This is a genomic window from Agrobacterium sp. SORGH_AS 787 (assembly GCF_030819035.1).
Lineage (GTDB): Bacteria > Pseudomonadota > Alphaproteobacteria > Rhizobiales > Rhizobiaceae > Agrobacterium > Agrobacterium larrymoorei_B.
In genome coordinates, this window is the sequence record NZ_JAUTBG010000002.1 from 346,523 (window position 1) to 366,851 (window position 20,329).

Below are 20,329 nucleotides of genomic sequence, written 5' to 3' on the forward strand. Positions count from 1 at the left end.
GTGCGTCTTTTTAGACGCACAAAGGACGCTCTATCTTCTTTCAATCTACGCATCGTGCTTTCCGAAAATCGATTCCGATTTTCGGGCCGATGCTGTGGCGTTCAAAGGAACGGAAATCCTCTCCCGCCGTTCTGATCACAGATGGCGCGATCGCAATCAGATCGTCGCCGACAGGAACAGGAACCGGAAGGAGATCACTGAATGGTAAGTCTGACTGAAGCACGCGAACAACCCGCCCGTCAGCTTTGGGACGAGATCAACTCCGTCCATGCAGGCATGTTGGGTCTGGAAGGTCTACACAGCCACATGCAGCCCATGGCACCGCATGCGGACCCGAAGACCAACACCATCTGGTTCTTCTCCAAGAAGGATACCGACCTTGTTCAGTCGCTGAAGTCCGGCTCGCGTGCGCATTTCTGCGTTATCGGCAAGGATCATGATTACCACGCCTGCCTGTCCGGCAAACTCGAAGTGCGCGACGACAAGGCCAAGCTCGACGAATATTGGAACTCCGTGACCGCCGCCTGGTACGAGCACGGCAAGAGCGACCCGCAGCTCGTCATGCTGGCCCTCCATGTGGACGATGCCGATATCTGGGCCTCCACCGACAGCACGCTGAAGTTTGGCTGGGAAATCGCCAAGGCCAACATGTCCGACGAAAAGATGCCGGATGTCGGCGTTCGTCAGCACCTGGCCTTTGCCTGACCTTAGTCTTTTATTGATCTGCGAGCGCCGCGCATCCCTGAGATGCGCGGCGCTTTCGCGTTGAAAATGAAGGGTCTCAAAAATTGCCCACGCGCAATTGTCACATCCCTTGCGGCACGAGGATCTGCGGCTGCTTGGGAAGATTGCGCATCGAAACGCGGATGACCGGATCGCTGGCATAGGCGATTTTGAACTGCGGGCCGAAGGCGACGAGAAACCGCTCAAGGGCGCTCGGCTGGTGCATGGGCAGGATGAGCGCGGAGCGTAACCGTTTGACGATCCGGCTCATGCTGTCGGCGCCCATCGTTAACCCACCATCCACCGGCACCATCAGCACATCCAGCCTACCAATCTCCGCATATTGCGTTTCCGTCAGCTCATAATGCAGGTGTCCGAGATGGCCGATGCAAAGGCCCGCGACCTCGAAAATGAAGATCGAATTGCCGTCCTTCGTCAGCAGGCCACCGCCACCCCAGCGATTGCGGATATCCGAGGTGACATTGCGGATATAGACGTCGCCCACTTCCAGCTTATGCACGGCCTTTTCGCCCGGAACATCGCTCCAGCCATGCAGCACATATTTGATCTCAGGCTCCGGCGAGAGCGTGTAATGCGTGGTGTGCGCATTGTTCATCGTCGCCACGGTGGGCATGACAGGCGGGCGGTAGACCCCGTTGTAATCAGTCGCAATCACCACGCCCCCGGGCGACTCGATGGTGTAGGTGGAATGCCCGATATACTGGATCTTCACCTCTTCCCGTTCGCTGAGCTGCGCCTTTTTCACGTCTGACGGCTTGAAGCTCGCGAAAGTGACGCGGGGAAGCGCCTGCGCAATCGCCTGGCACTGGCTGACGGGAGGTCGATGGGGAGGCTCCTGCGCGGCTACGGAAGCGGCGCTGAACAGCATGGCGATCAATGCAGGCATGAACATGCGAGGCATGGCACCACTCCCCGGAAAGGCGAATGGAGGAAAAGATGCGGCAAGGATAGGGGTTCGTCTAGGCGTAAGCGCTGGGGGGCGCTCACATTGTTGTCATCTGGCATTGGTGGGTGGGGCTTTACCCCCTCTGCCCAGCCGGGCATCTCCCCCTCAAGGGGGGAGATTGGCTATACGAGGGCTCCCCGCTTCATCCGCAACATGGAAGATATACGAGCGAGCGCCACAAATCGATCTCCCCCTTGAAGGGGAGATGTCCGGCAGGGCAGAGGGGGGTTAGCACCACAACCGCGAACCCCACCAAAAAATCACGCCCAAAACGCCGGAACAGTCTCCGCCAGTCTCGGCCCGATCCGCAAAGGCGCGATCTTCTCCGCCAAGCCGGTGCTATCGGAAATCTCAACCCCAACGCCGCACAGCGTCGCCGGGCCACTGGCCGCCTCAAAGCGACCCTTCGGCATTTTCGAGATAAACCGATTGATCGGCTCTTCCTTTTCCATGCCGAGCGAGGAATCGTAATCGCCGCACATGCCCGCATCCGACATATAGGCCGTTCCGCCGTTCAGGATCTGTGCATCCGCAGTCGGCACATGCGTATGGGTGCCGACGACGAAGCTGGCGCGGCCATCGACGAAATGGCCGAAGCACTGCTTCTCGCTGGTCGCTTCCGCATGAAAATCGAAGATGATCGCATCCGCCTGCTCCTTCAGCGGGCAGGCCGCCAAGATGTTCTCCGCCGAGCTGAAGGGATCGTCCAGCTCAGGATGCATGAAGACGCGGCCCATGATGTTGGCGACCAGCACACGCGCGCCATTGCGGGCATAGAACAGGCCGGAACCCTTGCCGGGCGTGCCCTTCGGGTAATTGGCCGGACGCAGGAACTGGTCGTGGCGCTCGCAGAAGGAGACGGCCTCTTTCTGGTCCCAGACATGGTTGCCGGTGGTGACGACGTCCGCGCCGGCATTGATCGTTTCCAGATAGATTTCTTCGGTAATTCCGAAGCCGCCAGCGGCGTTCTCGCCATTGACGATGACGAAATCCAGTTTCAGGTCGGAGATCAGCCCCGGCAATTTTTCCCAGACGGCCGTGCGTCCGGTCTTGCCCACCATATCTCCGAGAAAAAGTAGTCTCATGCCCCTGCCCTGCCAGAAAAATGCCGCAAGCCGCTTTCGGTCAAAATTGCGTCCAGCGCAACGTCATGCGCTTCCGCCGGCACTGATGGCACTTCCTGGCAGTCGAATGCAATGCCTATCAGCAAGGGTTCCAGCCCTTTTGCGTGCAGGCGGGCGATAGCCCGGTCATAATGCCCGGCCCCATAGCCGATCCTCTGTCCTTTGCCATCGAAGGCAGACAGCGGAACGAGCAGGATTTGCGGGTCGAGCACGGCAGCGTTCTCATCCGGCCCCTTGGTGCCGAAACCGGTCTTAACCAGTCCCGTGCCGCGGGTGAATGCGCGAAAGACGATGGTCTCGCGGTCGAGCATCACCGGCAGGCAAAGCGTGGCGCCCTTGTCGCGAAGGGCTTCCATCAGCGGCCGGGTATCGGCTTCGGAGCGGATCGGCATGAAGCCGGAAATCACCGTGCCGGAAGCGAAGGACAAAGCGTCCGCGCCCTTCTCAGCCATGGCAAGGCTTTTTGCCTGGCGTTCTTCAACGGAAAGAGCGTCCCGCAGGGCGAGACGCTCGATACGCAATTGCGCTTTTGTCAGAGAACCGGCTTCCTTCATCAGGCAGCCCGGCTGACCAGGACCTTGTCGATGCGATGGCCATCGAGATCGATGACCTCGAAGCGCCAGCCGTTGCGCGTTATGTGCTCGCCCAGTTCCGGCAGGCGACGGAACTCATCCAGCACCAGACCGGCGACGGTTTCGAATTCGGCATCCTCATCAATCTGGAAGCCCATGCGATCGGCAAACTCATCGGCCGCCATCCAGCCCGCCACCAGGAAGCTGCCATCCTCGCGCTCCACCATGGCAGGCTCTTCACCATCGTCCTCCTGAAAGGCGCCGGTAATGGCCTCCAGAATGTCGCCGGAGCTGATGATGCCTTCGAAATGGCCATATTCGTCATAGACGAGGACCATATGCACCGTGGAACGGCGCAGAGACTGGATTACGTCGACCGCGCTGGTGAGGTCGGAGACAACCGGCACTTCACGCAGCAACTCGCGAATGTTGAGCTCCTTACCGGACGCCAGCGCATCGAAGGCATCCTTGGCGAAGAGAACGCCGAGGATCTCATCCGAAGCCCCGTTGCGCACCGGCAGGCGCGAACGCTGGGTGCCGCGAAGCTGCTCGCGGATTTCCTCAGCCGTGTCTTCGATATCCACGACCTCGACGTCACGGCGCGGCGTCATCAGGCCGCGGGCGTTACGGTCGGCAAGGCGCATGACGCCGGTGATCATCGCCGATTCTTCGGTTTCGATCACGCCGGCACTATGCGCTTCGGCCAGAACCGTGCGGATTTCGTCATCGGTGACGGAAGCGCTCGATTCACCGCTGTGGCCAAGCAGGGCCAGCACGATCTTGCCCGACTTGTCGAGAAGCCAGACGACCGGCGCACCGATCTTCGACAGGAACACCATGGCCGGTGCCACGCGGGCTGCAACCTTCTCAGCGTCGCGCAGCGCGATCTGCTTGGGCACAAGTTCGCCGACGATCAGCGAAAGATAGGTAATGGCCACGACCACGACACCGACGCCAATCGCATCGGCGGCACGGTCCGGCACGCCCTGTTCGGCAAGCCAAAGCGTGAAGCGGGCACCGAGTGTGGCGCCGGAAAAGGCACCGGAGAGAACGCCGACCAGCGTAATGCCGATCTGCACAGTGGACAAAAACCGTCCGGGATTTTCAGAAAGATTGAGCGCCATCTTCGCGCCCTTGCTGCCTTGCGCGGCCAGCACTTTAAGTCTCGCCGGTCTGGAAGAGACGACAGCAAGCTCGGACATGGCGAGCACCCCGTTCAATACGGTGAGCAGGACCACGATCATAATTTCAGTAAACAAGTTTAGCTCTTTGGGCTGTTGAACGGCACGTCGCGGTTGCAACCGCATTCGCCTTTAGGACAGGCTGAACGGACATACCAATCCGAATAATAAAGAATTGTTCCACCAATGCAATGACAAGATCGTGCCATGGCAGAGCTTTCATCGTAAACCGAATAAAATAATCGTGGGCGTCACGTGCGAGGCAAAAGGACGCAATTTAAAACCGATGGTTTGTTGCCACGCCACAAAGGTGGCGAAATCGCCTAAGCTAAAAAAGTAAAGTGCGTCCGCGACGACCGATGGAGATTTACGATCCTGGGTGCCTACAAAAGTAGGTGGGCACCGTGTGTCCAGCCCCACGAGGCCGGACAGGGACAGCTCCCTTTGGATCGAGTATGGCCCCAGGGATTGTGGTTCCTGTCGAGAAGCGCAGAACGCACTCTCTATATATGATGGATCGGCGCGTTTCGAAAGAGGCTGTCGAGGATATTCTTGATGGCACCGCTTATGTGAGGCGCAGGCTCAATTGACCGAAGGCTTCGGCCTCTCAACCAGCTTTTCGGTAATGCCGTTCAACCGCATGGCGAGATCGGAGATGGCGAGCACGATCTGCTCGTCGGCCTTCGCCTTGCTTTCGGCCATGCCGTCGCGGTTCTGCTGCAAGGACGCCACCTGGTTTTCCAGCGCTTCGATCTTGCGCGACAGCTCGGACATCTCGTCGGTGATCATGATGCCGGCCATGACGGTCAATCTCAAATCGCCGATCTCGCCGAACTGGCTTTTCAGATGGCCGACATAGCGGTCGAAACGGGCGGCGAGATCGGTGAGGTGGTCTTCCTGCCCGGCTTCGCAGGCCATGCGGTAGGCCTTGCCGTCGATCATCACGGTGACTTGAGCCATGGGGGCCTCCTCTTATCTGTCCAGCACGGCGCGGATGGTTTCCATGGCCGTGACAAGACGGCGCGAGACCTCGCGGTTCACCTCTTCCAGGCGATTGGCGCGGAACTGCGACTGGTCGAGCTCCTGGGCAAGACGGGCACGATCCACGTGCACGCGCTTGACCTCACCCTCCACCTCGGCACTTTCCCGCTGGCGCTCGAGGCGCATGTCGAGGGCGTTTTCCAGGCTGGTGATTGCGGAGCTGAGCTCCGACAGCGCGACTTGTATTGTTTTTTCCGCCGTCATCGTTTCTTCCAAACCGCGTCAGCGGCAAGCCGAATCGTTGCCGCCCGATATCACTCAAGGCCAAGACACGATATTACCCGTTTTGCGCCCGCGTCAATCAAACCAATACATTCAAGCACTTTGCGCTGTGGATGAATGCAGCTTGCCAACGATCCCGTGAAGTCGCCCTGCCCGATTATGGCCACAGCTTGGGAGGAGGATTGGTCGAATGCATGGCAGGCGGATGCGAAACGATTTTTGTTGCCGAACGAACCGCAACAAAGGCCGCATTTGTTGACAGAGCCGCCCTACCTGCTATGGATCAACCCGCTTTTTGGATAGTTAGAACGACTATCTCCTTTCACCCGGAACAGACGGAAAAGCCATGATTTCTCGCGACAAACACGACCGGATGGCCAATGCAATCCGATTTCTTGCCATGGATGCTGTGGAGAAGGCCAATTCCGGCCACCCTGGCTTGCCGATGGGTGCAGCGGATGTCGCCACGGTCCTCTTTACCCGCTATCTGAAATTCGACCCCAAGGCGCCGCATTGGCCCGACCGCGACCGTTTCGTGCTGTCCGCTGGCCACGGCTCCATGCTGCTCTACTCGTGCCTGTACCTCACCGGCTACGAGGACATGACGATCGACGAGATCAAGCGCTTCCGTCAGCTCGGCTCCAAGACCGCCGGCCACCCGGAATACGGCCATGCCACCGGCATCGAGACCACCACCGGCCCACTCGGCCAGGGCATTGCCAATGCCGTCGGCATGGCAATTGCCGAGCGCAAGCTGGAAGAAGAATTCGGCTCCGATCTGCAGAGCCATTACACCTATGCGCTGTGCGGCGACGGTTGCCTGATGGAAGGCATCAGCCATGAGGCGATCGCGCTTGCAGGCCATCTGCGCCTGAACAAACTCGTCCTCTTCTGGGACAACAACAACATCACCATCGACGGCGAAGTCGGCCTGTCCGATTCCACCAACCAGATCGAACGCTTCAAGGCGGTTCACTGGCACACGATCGAGATCGACGGCCACGATCCGGAAGCGATTGCCGCAGCCATCGAAGAAGCCCACAAGTCCGACCGCCCGACCTTCATCGCCGCCAAGACCACCATCGGCTTCGGCGCACCGAACAAGGCTGGCACCCACAAGGTTCACGGCTCGCCGCTTGGCGCAGAAGAAATTGCCGCAACCCGCAAGCACCTGAACTGGGAAGCCGAACCCTTCGTCATTCCCGAAGACGTGCTCGATGCATGGCGTCTGGCAGGCCTGCGCTCCACCAAGACCCGCCAGGAGTGGGAAGCCCGTCTGGAAGCGGTAGAAGGTGAGAAGAAGGCCGAGTTCAAGCGCCGTTTCGCCGGCGATCTGCCCGGCAATTTCGACAGCTCCATCGACGCCTTCAAGAAGAAGGTTGCGGCCAACAACCCGACGGTTGCCACCCGCAAGGCATCCGAAGATACGCTCGAAGTCATCAACGGCGTGGTGCCGGAAATGCTCGGCGGCTCCGCCGACCTGACGCCTTCCAACAACACCAAGACCAGCCAGATGGTGTCGATCACGCCGACGGACTTCTCCGGTCGCTATATGCATTACGGCATTCGCGAACACGGCATGGCTGCAGCCATGAACGGCATTTCGCTGCATGGCGGCCTGATCCCCTACTCCGGCGGCTTCCTGATCTTCTCGGACTATTGCCGTCCGTCGATCCGCCTTGCCGCACTTATGGGCATCCGCGTCGTTCACGTCCTGACGCATGACTCGATCGGCGTTGGTGAAGACGGCCCGACCCACCAGCCGGTGGAGCAGATTGCAGCGCTGCGCGCCATTCCGAACCTCCTGGTCTTCCGCCCGGCAGACGAGACGGAAACGGCAGAAGCCTGGCAGCTTGCCCTGCATGAAAAGCATCGTCCGTCTGCACTGGCGCTCACACGCCAGAACCTGACGCCCGCTCGCAAAGACTATGAGGAGAAGAACCTCGTTGCCTATGGTGCCTACGAACTGGTTTCGGCAAGCGACGCGAAGGTCTCGATCTTCGCCTCCGGCTCGGAAGTGGAGCTTGCGCTGAAGGCCGCCGCCACGCTGAAGGACAAGGGCATTTCCGCCCGCGTCGTTTCCGTGCCCTGCTTCGAACTCTTCAAGGAGCAGCCGGAGAGCTATCGTCAGGCCATCATCGGCAACGCGCCGGTCAAGATCGCCGTCGAAGCGGCAATCCGCCAGGGCTGGGATTACTTCATCGGCAATGACGGCGCTTTTGTCGGCATGCAGTCCTTCGGTGCTTCTGCACCGGCCAAGGACCTCTTCCCGCACTTCGGCATCACCGCAGAAGCGGTTGTCGCCGCAGCCGAAGAAAAGCTCGGCTGATCCCATTGGCCGGAGGAAAGGTGCTTTCCGCGCCCCACCTTCGGCTGTCGACCGCCGCAAGCGGTGGAGGCCCCAAGCCTTCGCCGCTTCGCGTTCATGTTATCCATTGAGAACCAGACTTATTGATCGGGAGACTGCAAATGACTGTAAAAGTAGCCATTAACGGCTTCGGCCGTATCGGCCGTAACGTCCTTCGTGCCATCGTTGAATCCGGCCGCACCGACATTGAAGTCGTTGCCATCAACGACCTCGGCCCTGTTGAGACCAATGCGCACCTGCTGCGTTACGACTCCATTCACGGCAAGTTCCCGGCCGATGTGAAGGTCGAAGGTGACTCGATCATCGTCGGCGGCGGCAAGCCGATCAAGGTGACCGCCGTTCGCGATCCGGCAACGCTTCCGCATGGCGAACTCGGCGTCGACATCGCGCTGGAATGCACAGGCATCTTCACCGCCCGCGACAAGGCTGCCGCTCACCTGACGGCTGGCGCAAAGCGCGTCATCGTTTCGGCTCCGGCTGACGGCGCTGATCTCACCGTTGTTTTCGGCGTCAACCACGACCAGCTGACGAAGGATCACCTCGTCATCTCCAACGCATCCTGCACCACCAACTGCCTCGTGCCGGTCGTCAAGGTTCTCGATGACCTGATCGGCATCGACCATGGCTTCATGACGACGATCCACTCCTACACCGGCGACCAGCCGACGCTGGACACCATGCACAAGGATCTGTACCGCGCCCGCGCCGCAGCACTTTCGATGATCCCGACCTCGACGGGCGCTGCCAAGGCCGTCGGCCTGGTTCTGCCGCACCTCAAGGGTCGCCTCGACGGCACGTCCATCCGCGTTCCGACGCCGAATGTCTCGGTCGTCGATTTCAAGTTCGTCGCCAAGAAGAACACGTCCGTTGCCGAAATCAACGACGCCATCAAGGCTGCCTCGAATGGCGCGCTGAAGGGCGTTCTCGGCTACACCGACGAGCCGCTGGTATCGCGTGACTTCAACCACGACAGCCACTCCTCGATCTTTGCCACCGACCAGACCAAGGTCATGGAAGGCAACTTCGTGCGCGTTCTCTCCTGGTACGACAACGAATGGGGCTTCTCCAACCGCATGTCCGACACGGCCGTGGCTTTCGCCAAGACCATCTGATCCGGCAGTCAGTACCGATCCAAAGAACCGGTGGGAGCGATCCCGCCGGTTTTTGTTTTTGCGCCCGGCGAAAGGCCGGCATTGGCTCCAATGAACAGCTCGCTTGAGACGGCAACCATAAGTAATCAAAATTTGGAAATCATCGCTTCTTTACCGTCTTTATGATGCGAATATATACGTTTAAGTTGAGCAATCTATTTTCCACTAATTTTATGGAATACCATTTCTTCATTCTTGCCGCCGCCTGGATCATCTTCAGCCATCGCCGCAATCGACAGGCCAAAGGAGAGATCATGTCGGGTTTGAAGGGGTATTCCGCAATTGCCACAGCAACGCTTTTATCGCTCGCCGCAGCGACGGGCGCGAGCGCATCGGACGCGCTGGTCAGCGCGCAATGGGTCCAGGACAATCTGAAGAACCCCAAGGTAAAGATCTTTGAAGTCAGCGTCGATCCGGGCGTCTTCGAGCGTGGCCATATACCGGGCGCACAGAACCTCAACTGGCACACTGATCTTGTCGATCCGACCCGACGCGATATCGCCAGCCGCGAAGCTTTCGAGAAGCTTCTGCGCCAGGCGGGCGTCGACAAGGACAGCACCATTGTTCTCTACGGCGACAACAACAACTGGTTCGCCGCCTGGGGCGCCTGGGTCTTCGAAACCTATGGTCTCGGCGACCGTGTGAAGCTTCTGGATGGTGGGCGCAAATTATGGGAAGCGGAAGGGCTGCCGCTCGACACCGCAGCCATCGAGACGAAGGGCAGCAACATCGAGTTGCCGGATCGCGATCCGGCCATCCGTGCCCGCTTTTCAGAGGTCGTGGCCGTGGCCGAAGGCAAGCACGATATCAAGCTCATCGATATCCGCTCCGCCGACGAATATAACGGCAAGATCTTCGCGCCCGATGGCGTGAAGGAGCTTTCGGTGCGCGCTGGCCACATACCAGGCGCGGTCAACGTGCCCTGGGGCACCATCGTCAATAAGGATGGCACCTTCAAATCGGCGGACGAGATCAAGGCTATCTATGCGGAGAAGGGCATCGACGGCTCCAAACCCATCATCACCTATTGCCGCATAGGCGAGCGGTCCAGTCACACATGGTTCGCGCTGAAGAAAATCCTCGACTACGACGTCAAGAACTATGACGGCTCCTGGACCGAGTACGGCAATGCCGTCGGCGTGCCGGTGAAGAACCCCGCCGGCACCGTCTGGAACGGCAAGTAATCCCCAATTCACGTTCCTCCCCGTCCGGTGGGTGCCTCGGCACCTGCCGGATGTCCCATACTTGGTCGCGACATGACAATCCGGATTGCCCCTCTCATCTCCGTCGCCCTCCTCCTGCTGATCGGCATCTGGGGTTGGTTTCTCTCGCAGGAAAGCGGCGGTCGGATCCTTGCCCTCTCGCTTCTGGCAGGTGCCGCCTTCGGCATTGTGTTGCAGCGCGGCCGCTTCTGCTTTCTCTGCAATTTTCGCGACCTGGTGGAAAAGCGCGAGGCTGGTGGCGTGATCGCTATTCTGGTGGCGCTTGCAGCCGGTGCGGTCTTCTACCAGATCGTTATGACCGCATGGGCGCCGGTACCGCAGCCAGGGCGCCTGCCGCCCGGCGCGCATATCGGCCCGGTCGGCTGGGTGCTGGCGCTCGCCGCCGCCATCTTCGGTCTCGGCGCCGCCCTTTCCGGCTCCTGCCTCTCGGCGCATTTCTACCGGCTCGGAGAAGGCGCCTTTGGCTCGCTGGTGGCGCTCGCCGGTGCAGGCCTCGGCTTCATTGCCGGTTTTGCCAGCTGGAACAGCCTCTACACAGCCACTGTTTTCGATGACGCGCCGCTCTGGTTGCCTCACAGCCTCGGCTATACCGGCGCTCTGCTTCTCAGCCTTGCTCTTCTTTTTCTCCTCGTGGTCGCAGCCCTCTGGTGGAGCAAGGGACGACTGCATGCGGCGGATCGCGAGCGACGATCACCCTCAACCCTGCCAGAGATTTCTCGCGCTCTTTTCATCGACCGCTGGCCGCCCGTCCTCACTGGCATCCTCATAGCCTTGATCAGCGCTTTTGCCTATTTTCGTATTGCCCCACTTGGTGTGACCCAGGAACTTGGAAGCGTGGTGCGCACCGGCGGCCTCAGGCTTGGACTGGTGCCGGAGACACTGGCCGGTCTCGACACCGCACGCGGCTGCATCAGCGCCATCAAGACAGCCCTTCTTTCGCCCAACGGCCTCTTCGTCAGCGGCCTCATTCTGGCAAGCTTCGCCTCGGCGCTCTTTGCCGGTCAGTTCAAACCGGTCTGGCCGAACGGGCGAGGCCTTGCACTGCGCTTCATTGGCGGTCTCCTGATGGGCTGGGGCGGCATGACCGCGCTTGGCTGCACCGTTGGCGTGCTGCTCTCAGGCATCCATGCCGGTGCTGTGTCTGGCTGGGTGTTTTTGCTGTTCTGCGCGCTGGGAACGCTCGTTGGACTGCGACTGGTGAAGGCGATCAGCGGCTGATGTGCGTTATCGACACAGTGCCCGGGCAGTGGAGACCACGGGCCAGCCACCTCTCCGCGCTCATGCTCGGACTAGACCCACTCCTGTCAGGTTTAAATTGGGGAGAGGTGTTTGGGCGAAAGGTTTTCTCTTTCCGTCACCTTGCCAAGAGGTCCCCCCTCTGTCTCGCAGCGCAGAGGGGGGATGCCACGCATTCAGGGCTGTCGTGACAGTTCCGGCCCCATAAACCGGTCAGCGGCGGGCCACGCCCAAGGATGACGACGGAGAGGTTTGCAGGTCCGCGTCACAAACCACAATCGGCGCAAGCAATTCCACGCAGTCTTCCTTCAGCCTCCTATCCACACATCCTCCATCTTTCCTCACATCCGCCTTGCTCTGGTCCATTTTGCGACAGAACAATCGCTCACAAGATTCGGCACCGGCAGATGTGGCACTGCGCGCCGGATTCACGGGCGCGGGTGCAAAGGGTAGAGCATTGGAATCATTTTATCTGTTGCTGCTGGTTGCCAACGTTCTTGTTCTTGCAGCCGCCTTTTCCAGCCTGATTGCCTACCGCTTCGGCGCGCCACTGCTCCTTCTCTTCCTGATGATCGGGCTTGCCGCGGGCAAGGATGGTCTCGGCATCGAATTCACCAATAGCGCGCTCGCCTATATGCTCGGCTCGCTGGTGCTCGCCGTCATCCTCTTCGATTCCGGCTTCAGCACGCCCTTGCAGACTTTTCGGCTGTCCTCCCGGCCCGCGCTCACGCTCGCGACAGTCGGTGTCGTCCTGACGGCTGTGTTCTTCGCTGGCGCCGCAGCGCTTCTGCTCGGCTTCTCCTGGCTTGAAGGACTGCTCCTTGGCTCCATCGTTGCTTCCACCGATGCGGCTGCCGTGTTCTTCCTGCTGCGCATCGGCGGCATTCACATCCGCGATCAGGTGCGCTCGACGCTGGAAGTCGAATCCGGCACCAACGATCCGATGGCAATCTTCTTGACCATCGCGCTGGTGGAAGTCGTCAGCCGTGGCAAGGGGCTGGCAGGCTTCGACAGCAGCTTCATCCTGATGTTCCTTGAAGAGATGGGGCTTGGCCTGATCTTCGGCCTGCTTGGCGGCCTGATGATCGTCAACATCGTCAACCGCTTCACCATGGATCGCGGCCTGGCCCCCATTCTCGTTCTGGCGCTGGCGCTTCTCGTCTTCTCCTTTACCGGCGCGCTGCATGGCAGCGGCTTCCTCGCCGTCTATGTCGCCGGCATCGTCGCGGGCAATCGCAAGATTTTCGCCAAGGGCGCGATCCGCCGCTTCCATGAGGGCATGACGTGGCTGGCGCAGATCATCATGTTCCTCATGCTCGGCCTGCTGGCCACGCCCTCGCAGTTTCCGGCCATCATCATTCCCGCTGTTCTGCTGGCGCTCTTCCTGATCTTCGTCGCAAGGCCGCTTGCCGTGTGGCTCAGCCTCATGCCTTTCAACTACACCCAGCAGGAAACCAGCTTCGTCGCTTGGGTGGGTCTGCGCGGCGCCGTCTCGATTCTGCTTGCCATTCTGCCGGCACTGGGCGGGCTCAACAATGCCGAGATCTACTTCAACGCCGCCTTCATCATCGTGCTGGTCTCGCTTCTGGTGCAGGGCTGGACGATCAAGCCCGTCGCAACCCGCCTCGGCCTCGTCGTGCCACCGCGGATGGGTGAAGTGGACAAGCTGGAAGTGGACCTCCCCGGCACAGCAACCCATGAACTGATCTCCTATCGTGTTGCCAAGGGCAGCGCGATTTTGCAGGGCGAGCGCATTCCCCGCTGGGCGATGCCGTCTCTCGTGGTGCGCGACGGTAAATCCATCCGCTATCAATATGCCGGCAGGCTTCGGGAAAACGATCTCGTCTATCTCTTCGTCATTCCCAGCAATGCGAAGCTGCTCGACCGGCTCTTTGCCAGCGCCAAGCCGGTGACCACCGATGACGAGGACATCTTCGGCACCTTCGCCATTTCGCCACAGCGCCCGGCCAAAGAGCTCGATGCATCCTATGGCCCGGGGCTGATCACCGCGCAGGAGCAGTCGCTGACCGTTGGCGAATTGATCGAATTCCGCCTTGGCGGAAAGGCGGAATATGCCGACCGTATCCGCCTCGGTTCGCTGATCCTGATCGTCCGCGATCTCGATGAAAATCACGCAATCTCCAGCATCGGCATTTCGCTGGAACCGGTGGAGCCCGCCACCACCTTGCCGATCTTCATCAGCCTGAAAGACATCATCCACCGCGCCCGCGAGCATCGCAGAGAGAAGCGCCGCGCCCGCAGCCAGAGCCTTTGAGCGCGAAGTGAGAAAGCGTCACCGCATCGTGATGAAAACGCCTTGCACCGTCGGTCAGGCATAGTATGGTCGCGCCCGAAGACATTGTTTCAAACACGTTTTACAGGATCGATCTATGCCCGCCTTCAAGACCCTTGACGACCTCACCGACATTTCCGGAAAGCGCGTTCTCGTTCGTGTCGATCTCAATGTGCCGGTTGCTGATGGCAAGGTGACGGACAAGACCCGCCTTGAGCGCGTGGCACCCACCATTCTGGAACTCTCGAAAAAGGGTGCCAAGGTCATTCTGTTGGCACATTTCGGCCGCCCGAAGGGTGAGCCGGTTGCCGACATGTCGCTCTCGCTCATCGCTCCCGCCCTCGAAGAGGTTCTGGACCACGCCGTGCTTTTTGCCAGCGATTGCATTGGCTCGGCTGCGGCCGAGGCCATTGCGAAGATGAGTGATGGCGATATCCTGCTTCTGGAAAACACCCGCTTCCACAAGGGCGAGGAAAAGAACGATCCGGCTTTTGTCACGGAGCTTGCCAAGAACGGCGATATCTTCGTCAACGACGCCTTCTCCGCCGCCCACCGCGCCCACGCCTCCACCGAAGGTCTCGCCCGCCATCTGCCGGCCTATGCTGGCCGCACCATGCAGGCAGAACTGGAAGCGCTGGAAAAGGGTCTCGGCGCCCCTGCCCGCCCGGTCGTTGCCATTGTCGGCGGCGCGAAAGTCTCCACCAAGATCGATCTCCTGATGAACCTCGTCAAGAAGGTCGATGCGCTGGTGATCGGCGGCGGCATGGCCAACACCTTCCTTGCTGCACGCGGCACACAGGTCGGCAAGTCGCTCTGCGAGCATGATCTTGCCGAAACTGCAAAGCAGATCATGATCGAGGCTGCGACGGCTGGCTGCGCCATCGTCCTGCCGGATGACGGCGTTGTGGCCCGCGAGTTCAAGGCCAATGCCGCCAATGAGGTGGTCGATATCAACGCCATCCCCGAAGACGCCATGGTGCTGGATGTCGGCCCGAAGTCGGTCGAAGCGATCAAGGGCTGGATCTCGCGCGCTGAAACGCTCGTCTGGAACGGCCCGCTCGGCGCCTTCGAAATCGAACCATTCGACACCGCAACCGTCGCTGCCGCCCGCCATGCCGCCGAATGCACCAAGTCCGGCAAACTCGTCTCCGTCGCAGGCGGCGGTGATACGGTGGCCGCGCTGAACCATGCAGGTGTGGCCGAAGACTTCACTTACATCTCGACCGCTGGCGGCGCCTTCCTCGAATGGATGGAAGGCAAGGTGCTTCCGGGCGTCGCTATTCTGCAAGAGCAGAAGTAATTCACCTCTGCCAAAACACATCCGAGTAAAAACGAACGACCGACGCCACAACCGGCGTCGGTCGTTTTATTTCTTGAGCAAGCGCCTCACTCTTCGGAACCAAACAGCGCATAAAGCGTCTTCTTCTTCGGCAATTTCAAGCGCCGCACATACTCGGAAACACATTCGTTGACTAAAACTATTTCAAACGATTCAAGGCCTTAACCTGCCATCTTTCTGCCTCTGTCTGGCATCTGAGTATGATTATGTATTGGGAGAACTGGAAATGACCGAACGTCTTCAAGATATTGCATTTAAAATGATGTCGAACGGCAAGGGACTGCTGGCGGCGGATGAATCCACCGGCACCATCAAGAAGCGCTTCGACACGATCGGTCTGGAATCGACAGAAACCAGCCGCCGTGATTATCGCGAAATGCTGTTCCGCACCGACGAGGCGATGACGAAGTGCATCTCCGGCGTCATTCTCTATGAGGAGACGCTGTTCCAGAAGGCGGCTGATGGCACGCCCTTCGTCGAGATCATCAAGGCAGCGGGCGCCGTTCCCGGCATCAAGGTGGACAAGGGCGCCAAGCCGCAGGCCTTCTTTCCCGGCGAGACGGTGACCGAGGGCCTCGACGGCCTGGCGGATCGACTGAAGACCTATTACGAAGCCGGTGCGCGCTTCGCCAAATGGCGCGGCGTCATCGCGATCGGCGATGGACTTCCGACATGGGGCTCGATCAAGGCGAATGCCCAGGCGCTGGCCCGCTATGCGGCACTTTGCCAGCAGGCCGGCATCGTGCCGATCGTCGAGCCGGAGGTGTTGATGGACGGCAAACCCGGCACACACAGCATCGATCGTTGCGCCGAGGTGACTGAATGGGTGCTGCGCACCGTGTTCACCGATCTTTACGATGCCCGCGTCGATCTGGAAGGCATGATCCTGAAACCCAACATGGTCATCGACGGCAAGAATGCCCGCAAGGCAGGCGTCGAAGAAGTCGCCGAAAAGACCGTGAAGGTGCTGAAGGCCACCGTGCCATCCGCTGTACCCGGCATCGCCTTCCTCTCCGGCGGCCAGTCGTCGGAAGAGGCCACCGCCCACCTCTCGGCCATCAATGCGAGCTATGACCTGCCATGGTCCGTCACCTTTTCCTATGGCCGCGCATTGCAGGAAACGGCACTCCATGCCTGGGGCGGCAAGCAGGAAAATGTCGCCGCCGGCCAGCGCGCCTTCCGCCACCGCGCCGAGATGAATTCTCTGGCAGCGCGCGGCAACTGGAAGCAGGAGCTTGAGAAGGCGGCGTGACGTCGCTTCTCTCTACGTAAGCCCTATCTGAGACTGTACCGGAAAGCCGCTCTCCTCGAGCGGCTTTTTCTTTTCACGGCGGCTCGCCACTCTTCAAATTCCCACTCGCCCGGCGCAGTATGCCGCCATGACAAGCCCGTCACCTTCCCGACAGCAACCCGACAGTCGGGCGGATGACGTGGTGATCGATGGCGGTTTGCGGAAATGTCGGTCGCGTCGAACCTTGGAGAGAATGATGCTGGTACAGAAACTCAGGCTACAGCGCGGCTGGTCGCAGGAGCAGTTGGCAACCGTCAGCGGGCTGAGCGTGCGCACCATTCAGCGTATCGAGCGGGGTCAATCCGCGAGCCTGGAAACGCTCGCAACCCTGGCATCCGTCTTCGAGATCGACGTGTCGCAACTGACCGTAGAAAAGGAAACGGATATGCAAAGCATTGCTGTCGACTCCAGAGAAGCCGAAGAAGCCATCGCGTTCGAGCGCGTGCGAAAGATCAAGAAGTTCTACCTGCATGTCGCGCAATATGTCTTGGTCATCGCCATGCTGGTCGTCATCAACCTCGTTACCAGCCCGCATTACTTCTGGGCCATATGGCCAGCCCTCGGCTGGGGTGTCGCCCTAGCGATGAACGGCATGACCACCTTCGACCTCGTGCCCTTCCTCAATGCCACATGGGAGCGCAAGAAGGTCGAGGATTATCTCGGGCGCAAGCTCTGATCGTCTAAAGCGCCGTGCGTTTTGTTAAACGCACAAAGGACGCTTTAGCTTTTTGAAGCTACGCATCGTGCTTTCCGAAAATCGAGACCGATTTTCGGGCCGATGCTGTAGGCGCTTCCGTCATCGATGGGAGCGCCAAAATTCATGGCCGCAGGAGCAACACCAGCGTCCACAGCACGAAGGCCACCACGGCGATCTTCCAGAAATCGGCGCGTCGTCTGAAACCCGGAAATCCGAGCGGGCGGATGAGCTGTATCCCCATGGCCAGAAGTAGCAAAAGGCCGATCGCCTTCGTCATCACGCAACCTTTTGGCTCAATCGGGCAAGCTGTGTGCCACCGTTTCTGCCATCTTCTTCGGGAACCCTTGGCAGCCGCCGCCGGTTCAACTGCAAATGTCTATTTAGGGGCTTGCCGCATCCGTGAGCCAAATGTCAAACTCATTCTACATCGTCACAGGGTGGACATTTTTATGCTCACCATGGCGGCGTCTTATTCGCACCATCTTCCACATGATACCGGCAATAGCATCAGCATGAGAGAGACTTTATGAGCAGAAATATTCTACCCGTATTCGCTCTTCTCACCAGCACCCTTTTCCTCTTCCTTGGCAACGGACTGCAGGGCTTGCTTCTGCCGGTGCGCGGTTCGGAAGAAGGTTACTCCAACGAAGTGCTCGGTTTTCTCGGCACCTCCTGGGCGGCGGGCTTCGTCATCGGCTGTTTCGTCGCCCCTGCCATCGTGCGTCGCGCCGGCCATATCCGCGCCTTTGGCAGCTTCGTTGCCGTAATCTGCCTTACCGTTCTCCTGACCGGCCTCTTCATCGATGACGTGTCCTGGGTGGCCTTGCGCGCGCTGACCGGCTTCTGCACCGCCGGAACATCGATGATCATCGAAAGCTGGCTGAACGAACGCGCCACCAATGAAAGCCGCGGCGCAATCTTCTCGCTCTATATTGCCATCACCCTTTTCGGCGTCGTGGCTGGCCAGCTCGTCATCCCCTTCGGCCATGTTGGCAACACATCGCTCTTCATGGTCTGCGCCATCATCTATTGCGTCGCGATCCTTCCTGCCATGCTTTCCAAGGCGGAAAGCCCGCAGCCGCTAAAGAAGGTCAAGCTCGATCTGCCGGCGCTCTACCGCAATTCACCCGTGTCCTTCGTCGGCATCCTGCTGGTCGGTATTGCCAATGGCGCCTATGGCACGCTGGCTGCCGTCTTCGGCGCGCGTGCGGGTCTTGACCCCACCACCATCGCCATCATGGTCAGCTCCACCATCTTCGTCGGCGCACTCGCCCAGTTTCCAGCGGGCAAGCTGTCCGACCGCATCGACCGTCGTTTCGTGCTGGCAGGCCTCTCGGCGCTCGCCGCCGTTGCAGGCCTTGCGATCGCGATCATCCACCCGACACATGTCTATGTGCTGATCGGAATGATCTGCGTTTATGGTGCCGCCGCCAATGCGCTCTACCCGATTGCGGTCGCACATGCCAACGACTTCGCCTCCTCGGAAGATTTCGTCAAAGTCTCAGGCGGCCTGCTCCTGCTTTACGGCATCGGCACGATCATCGGCCCAACGCTGGGTGGACCGATCATGACATCCTTCGGTCCTTACGCATTGTTTCTGGTCACGGCGGTTTCGCATCTTCTGATTACGGCCTACTCTATCTTCCGCTCAAGGCAGCGCGCTGCACTCACCACTGCGGAGAAGGACAACTTCTCCACCATGCCGACGGCCCCCGCGCCGCTCTTGACACCGGAGAGTGCTTCGCTTGACCCCAGAGCACCGCAATATCCTGAAGAGGAAGCAGATTTGCAGAAGGGAGCAGGAATATGAGTATCTTTGACGACGATCTTCCGCAAAAGCAGAACATCACCCACATTATCGGTGCCGATCTGACGCTGCTTTCCGTGGATGATCTGACCGCTCGCATCAATATTCTGACGGCCGAGATAGAGCGGCTGGACGGCGAGAGGGAGAAGAAATTGGCGGGCCGCAAGGCGGCTGAAAACCTGTTTCGCACGAGATGAGCTCGGCAGCGCCGAACAAACGTTACCCCCGCGGCACAGTTTTTCATTTACCATTAACCAAATATTAAGCTTTCTAAGAGATTACTATACATGTTCAGTTTTGCTGAACCTCAGGCAGTTTCTCCTATCGGCGAATTGGTCTGATTTTTCTCCCTGTTTTACCTTGAGAGCCGCTTTTGCGGCTCTTTTTTTATTCTGTTGGAAAACCCGTAAAACTGTGGGTATTAACCTTTCTTTAATAATCAGCTTGCGCATTTGCGGTATTGGTATCATCCTGAAAATACAAAGGCCGGAACAATTCACCCGCTAACTCCGTTGCCTCACCGTATCATGCGTAAGCAGGGATTAAAGAAATGTCGGAACAGGTTTTGAATACCATCAGCTTCGCCGGCCGCGCCGCAGCCTCGAACCAGTTCAAGACTCTCTATGCCGAAGGCATGGGCCTTGTGGAAGAAACGGCAAGCTACCTCGATGGCTCCGGTCGCGCTGCATCGAAGGTGCTGCCACGTATGGCCTCGGTTCTGTATGCCGCAGAATCCATGCGCCTCACCACGCGCCTGATGCAGATGGCCTCGTGGCTGCTTCTGCAGCGCGCCGTCAACAATGGCGAGATGACCCGCGATCAGGTTCTCAGCGAAAAGAACAAGGTTCGCCTCGACAACTTCAACGTTGATCGCAACGCTCCCGGCTGGAATGACCTGCCGGAATCCTTCCGTGACCTCGTCGAGCGCTCGCTCCGCCTCCAGAACCGCGTTGCCCTTCTCGACCGCGAAATTTACCGCCCGTCGGAAGCAAAGGTTCCCGACAACGAGAACAGCGTTCAGGCTCAGCTCAACCTGCTGCGCACGGCTTTCAACAGCAACTGATCTGGCTTTACCCTACGCATGATTTTGAAGA

The 20,329-nt window shown here is 59.4% G+C and carries 19 protein-coding genes and 1 other RNA gene; 12 read left to right on the forward strand and 8 right to left on the reverse strand.

What is annotated here, in order from left to right:
* Positions 1 to 201: 201 nt before the first annotated feature.
* Positions 202 to 705 carry a pyridoxamine 5'-phosphate oxidase family protein gene (locus QE435_RS11190; protein ID WP_306934141.1) on the forward strand — a complete coding sequence of 168 codons (504 nt, stop codon included), beginning with the start codon at positions 202 to 204 and terminating at the stop codon, positions 703 to 705.
* 100 nt (positions 706 to 805) lie between these two features.
* Here the strand turns inward: QE435_RS11190 and QE435_RS11195 are convergent, their stop codons facing one another.
* The 7 genes from QE435_RS11195 to QE435_RS11225 all read right to left on the reverse strand — a co-directional run bounded on the left by QE435_RS11195 (position 806) and on the right by QE435_RS11225 (position 5,812).
* A complete protein-coding gene (locus QE435_RS11195; protein WP_349042842.1) occupies positions 806 to 1,612 on the reverse strand; it encodes an MBL fold metallo-hydrolase in 807 nt (268 codons plus the stop codon).
* A gap of 338 nt (positions 1,613 to 1,950) precedes the next feature.
* Entirely contained in the window at positions 1,951 to 2,775 is an 825-nt protein-coding gene (locus tag QE435_RS11200; protein WP_306934145.1) for a TIGR00282 family metallophosphoesterase, read from the reverse strand.
* Positions 2,772 to 3,368 (reverse strand): 5-formyltetrahydrofolate cyclo-ligase, encoded by a 597-nt coding sequence (locus QE435_RS11205; RefSeq protein WP_349041414.1) that lies wholly within the window; start codon positions 3,366 to 3,368, stop codon positions 2,772 to 2,774. Before QE435_RS11205 ends, QE435_RS11200 begins: the two co-directional genes overlap by 4 nt.
* On the reverse strand, positions 3,368 to 4,630 hold the full coding sequence (locus QE435_RS11210) for a hemolysin family protein (protein ID WP_349042843.1): 1,263 nt from the start codon (positions 4,628 to 4,630) through the stop codon (positions 3,368 to 3,370). The genes QE435_RS11205 and QE435_RS11210 overlap by 1 nt, the downstream gene beginning before the upstream one ends.
* A gap of 278 nt (positions 4,631 to 4,908) precedes the next feature.
* Positions 4,909 to 5,066, reverse strand: a non-coding RNA gene (gene ssrS, locus QE435_RS11215) — 6S RNA.
* An 83-nt stretch (positions 5,067 to 5,149) separates the two neighbouring features.
* Positions 5,150 to 5,527: a cell division protein ZapA gene (locus tag QE435_RS11220; protein ID WP_062427933.1), complete on the reverse strand. Its 378-nt coding sequence runs from the start codon at positions 5,525 to 5,527 to the stop codon at positions 5,150 to 5,152.
* A 12-nt stretch (positions 5,528 to 5,539) separates the two neighbouring features.
* Entirely contained in the window at positions 5,540 to 5,812 is a 273-nt protein-coding gene (locus QE435_RS11225) for a DUF4164 domain-containing protein (protein ID WP_062427932.1), read from the reverse strand.
* Between the two features lie 364 nt (positions 5,813 to 6,176).
* On the opposite strand from QE435_RS11225, the gene tkt reads away from it, so the two are divergent.
* From tkt to QE435_RS11265, 8 genes are all read left to right on the forward strand, one after another.
* Positions 6,177 to 8,159 carry a transketolase gene (tkt, locus tag QE435_RS11230; RefSeq protein ID WP_349041415.1) on the forward strand — a complete coding sequence of 661 codons (1,983 nt, stop codon included), beginning with the start codon at positions 6,177 to 6,179 and terminating at the stop codon, positions 8,157 to 8,159.
* A 140-nt stretch (positions 8,160 to 8,299) separates the two neighbouring features.
* Positions 8,300 to 9,310 carry a type I glyceraldehyde-3-phosphate dehydrogenase gene (gap, locus tag QE435_RS11235; protein ID WP_306934154.1) on the forward strand — a complete coding sequence of 337 codons (1,011 nt, stop codon included), beginning with the start codon at positions 8,300 to 8,302 and terminating at the stop codon, positions 9,308 to 9,310.
* Positions 9,311 to 9,603: 293 nt separating this feature from the next.
* Positions 9,604 to 10,533: a sulfurtransferase gene (locus tag QE435_RS11240; RefSeq protein WP_349041416.1), complete on the forward strand. Its 930-nt coding sequence runs from the start codon at positions 9,604 to 9,606 to the stop codon at positions 10,531 to 10,533.
* A gap of 72 nt (positions 10,534 to 10,605) precedes the next feature.
* Positions 10,606 to 11,790 carry a YeeE/YedE family protein gene (locus QE435_RS11245; protein ID WP_349041417.1) on the forward strand — a complete coding sequence of 395 codons (1,185 nt, stop codon included), beginning with the start codon at positions 10,606 to 10,608 and terminating at the stop codon, positions 11,788 to 11,790.
* Between the two features lie 475 nt (positions 11,791 to 12,265).
* On the forward strand, positions 12,266 to 14,083 hold the full coding sequence (locus QE435_RS11250) for a potassium/proton antiporter (RefSeq protein WP_306934159.1): 1,818 nt from the start codon (positions 12,266 to 12,268) through the stop codon (positions 14,081 to 14,083).
* A 115-nt stretch (positions 14,084 to 14,198) separates the two neighbouring features.
* Positions 14,199 to 15,401: a phosphoglycerate kinase gene (locus QE435_RS11255; protein ID WP_349041418.1), complete on the forward strand. Its 1,203-nt coding sequence runs from the start codon at positions 14,199 to 14,201 to the stop codon at positions 15,399 to 15,401.
* 265 nt (positions 15,402 to 15,666) lie between these two features.
* Positions 15,667 to 16,692, forward strand: a complete 1,026-nt coding sequence (locus QE435_RS11260; RefSeq protein WP_349041419.1) for a class I fructose-bisphosphate aldolase — start codon at positions 15,667 to 15,669, stop codon at positions 16,690 to 16,692.
* 235 nt (positions 16,693 to 16,927) lie between these two features.
* Positions 16,928 to 17,407: a 2TM domain-containing protein gene (locus tag QE435_RS11265; RefSeq protein ID WP_349041420.1), complete on the forward strand. Its 480-nt coding sequence runs from the start codon at positions 16,928 to 16,930 to the stop codon at positions 17,405 to 17,407.
* Positions 17,408 to 17,549: 142 nt separating this feature from the next.
* On the opposite strand, the gene QE435_RS11270 is transcribed toward QE435_RS11265, so the two are convergent.
* Positions 17,550 to 17,705, reverse strand: coding sequence for a hypothetical protein (locus tag QE435_RS11270; RefSeq protein WP_165457088.1), 156 nt, complete (start codon positions 17,703 to 17,705; stop codon positions 17,550 to 17,552).
* A 249-nt stretch (positions 17,706 to 17,954) separates the two neighbouring features.
* Between QE435_RS11270 and QE435_RS11275 the strand changes: the two genes are divergently transcribed.
* The 3 genes from QE435_RS11275 (at position 17,955) to QE435_RS11285 (ending at position 20,298) form a co-directional block, all read left to right on the forward strand.
* The gene (locus QE435_RS11275) at positions 17,955 to 19,238 is read left to right on the forward strand and encodes an MFS transporter (protein WP_306934167.1); all 1,284 of its coding nucleotides are present in this window, start codon (positions 17,955 to 17,957) and stop codon (positions 19,236 to 19,238) included.
* Positions 19,235 to 19,432 (forward strand): DUF1192 domain-containing protein, encoded by a 198-nt coding sequence (locus QE435_RS11280; RefSeq protein ID WP_349041421.1) that lies wholly within the window; start codon positions 19,235 to 19,237, stop codon positions 19,430 to 19,432. Before QE435_RS11275 ends, QE435_RS11280 begins: the two co-directional genes overlap by 4 nt.
* A 353-nt stretch (positions 19,433 to 19,785) precedes the next feature.
* Positions 19,786 to 20,298, forward strand: a complete 513-nt coding sequence (locus QE435_RS11285; RefSeq protein WP_306934171.1) for a DUF1465 family protein — start codon at positions 19,786 to 19,788, stop codon at positions 20,296 to 20,298.
* Positions 20,299 to 20,329 lie beyond the last annotated feature (31 nt).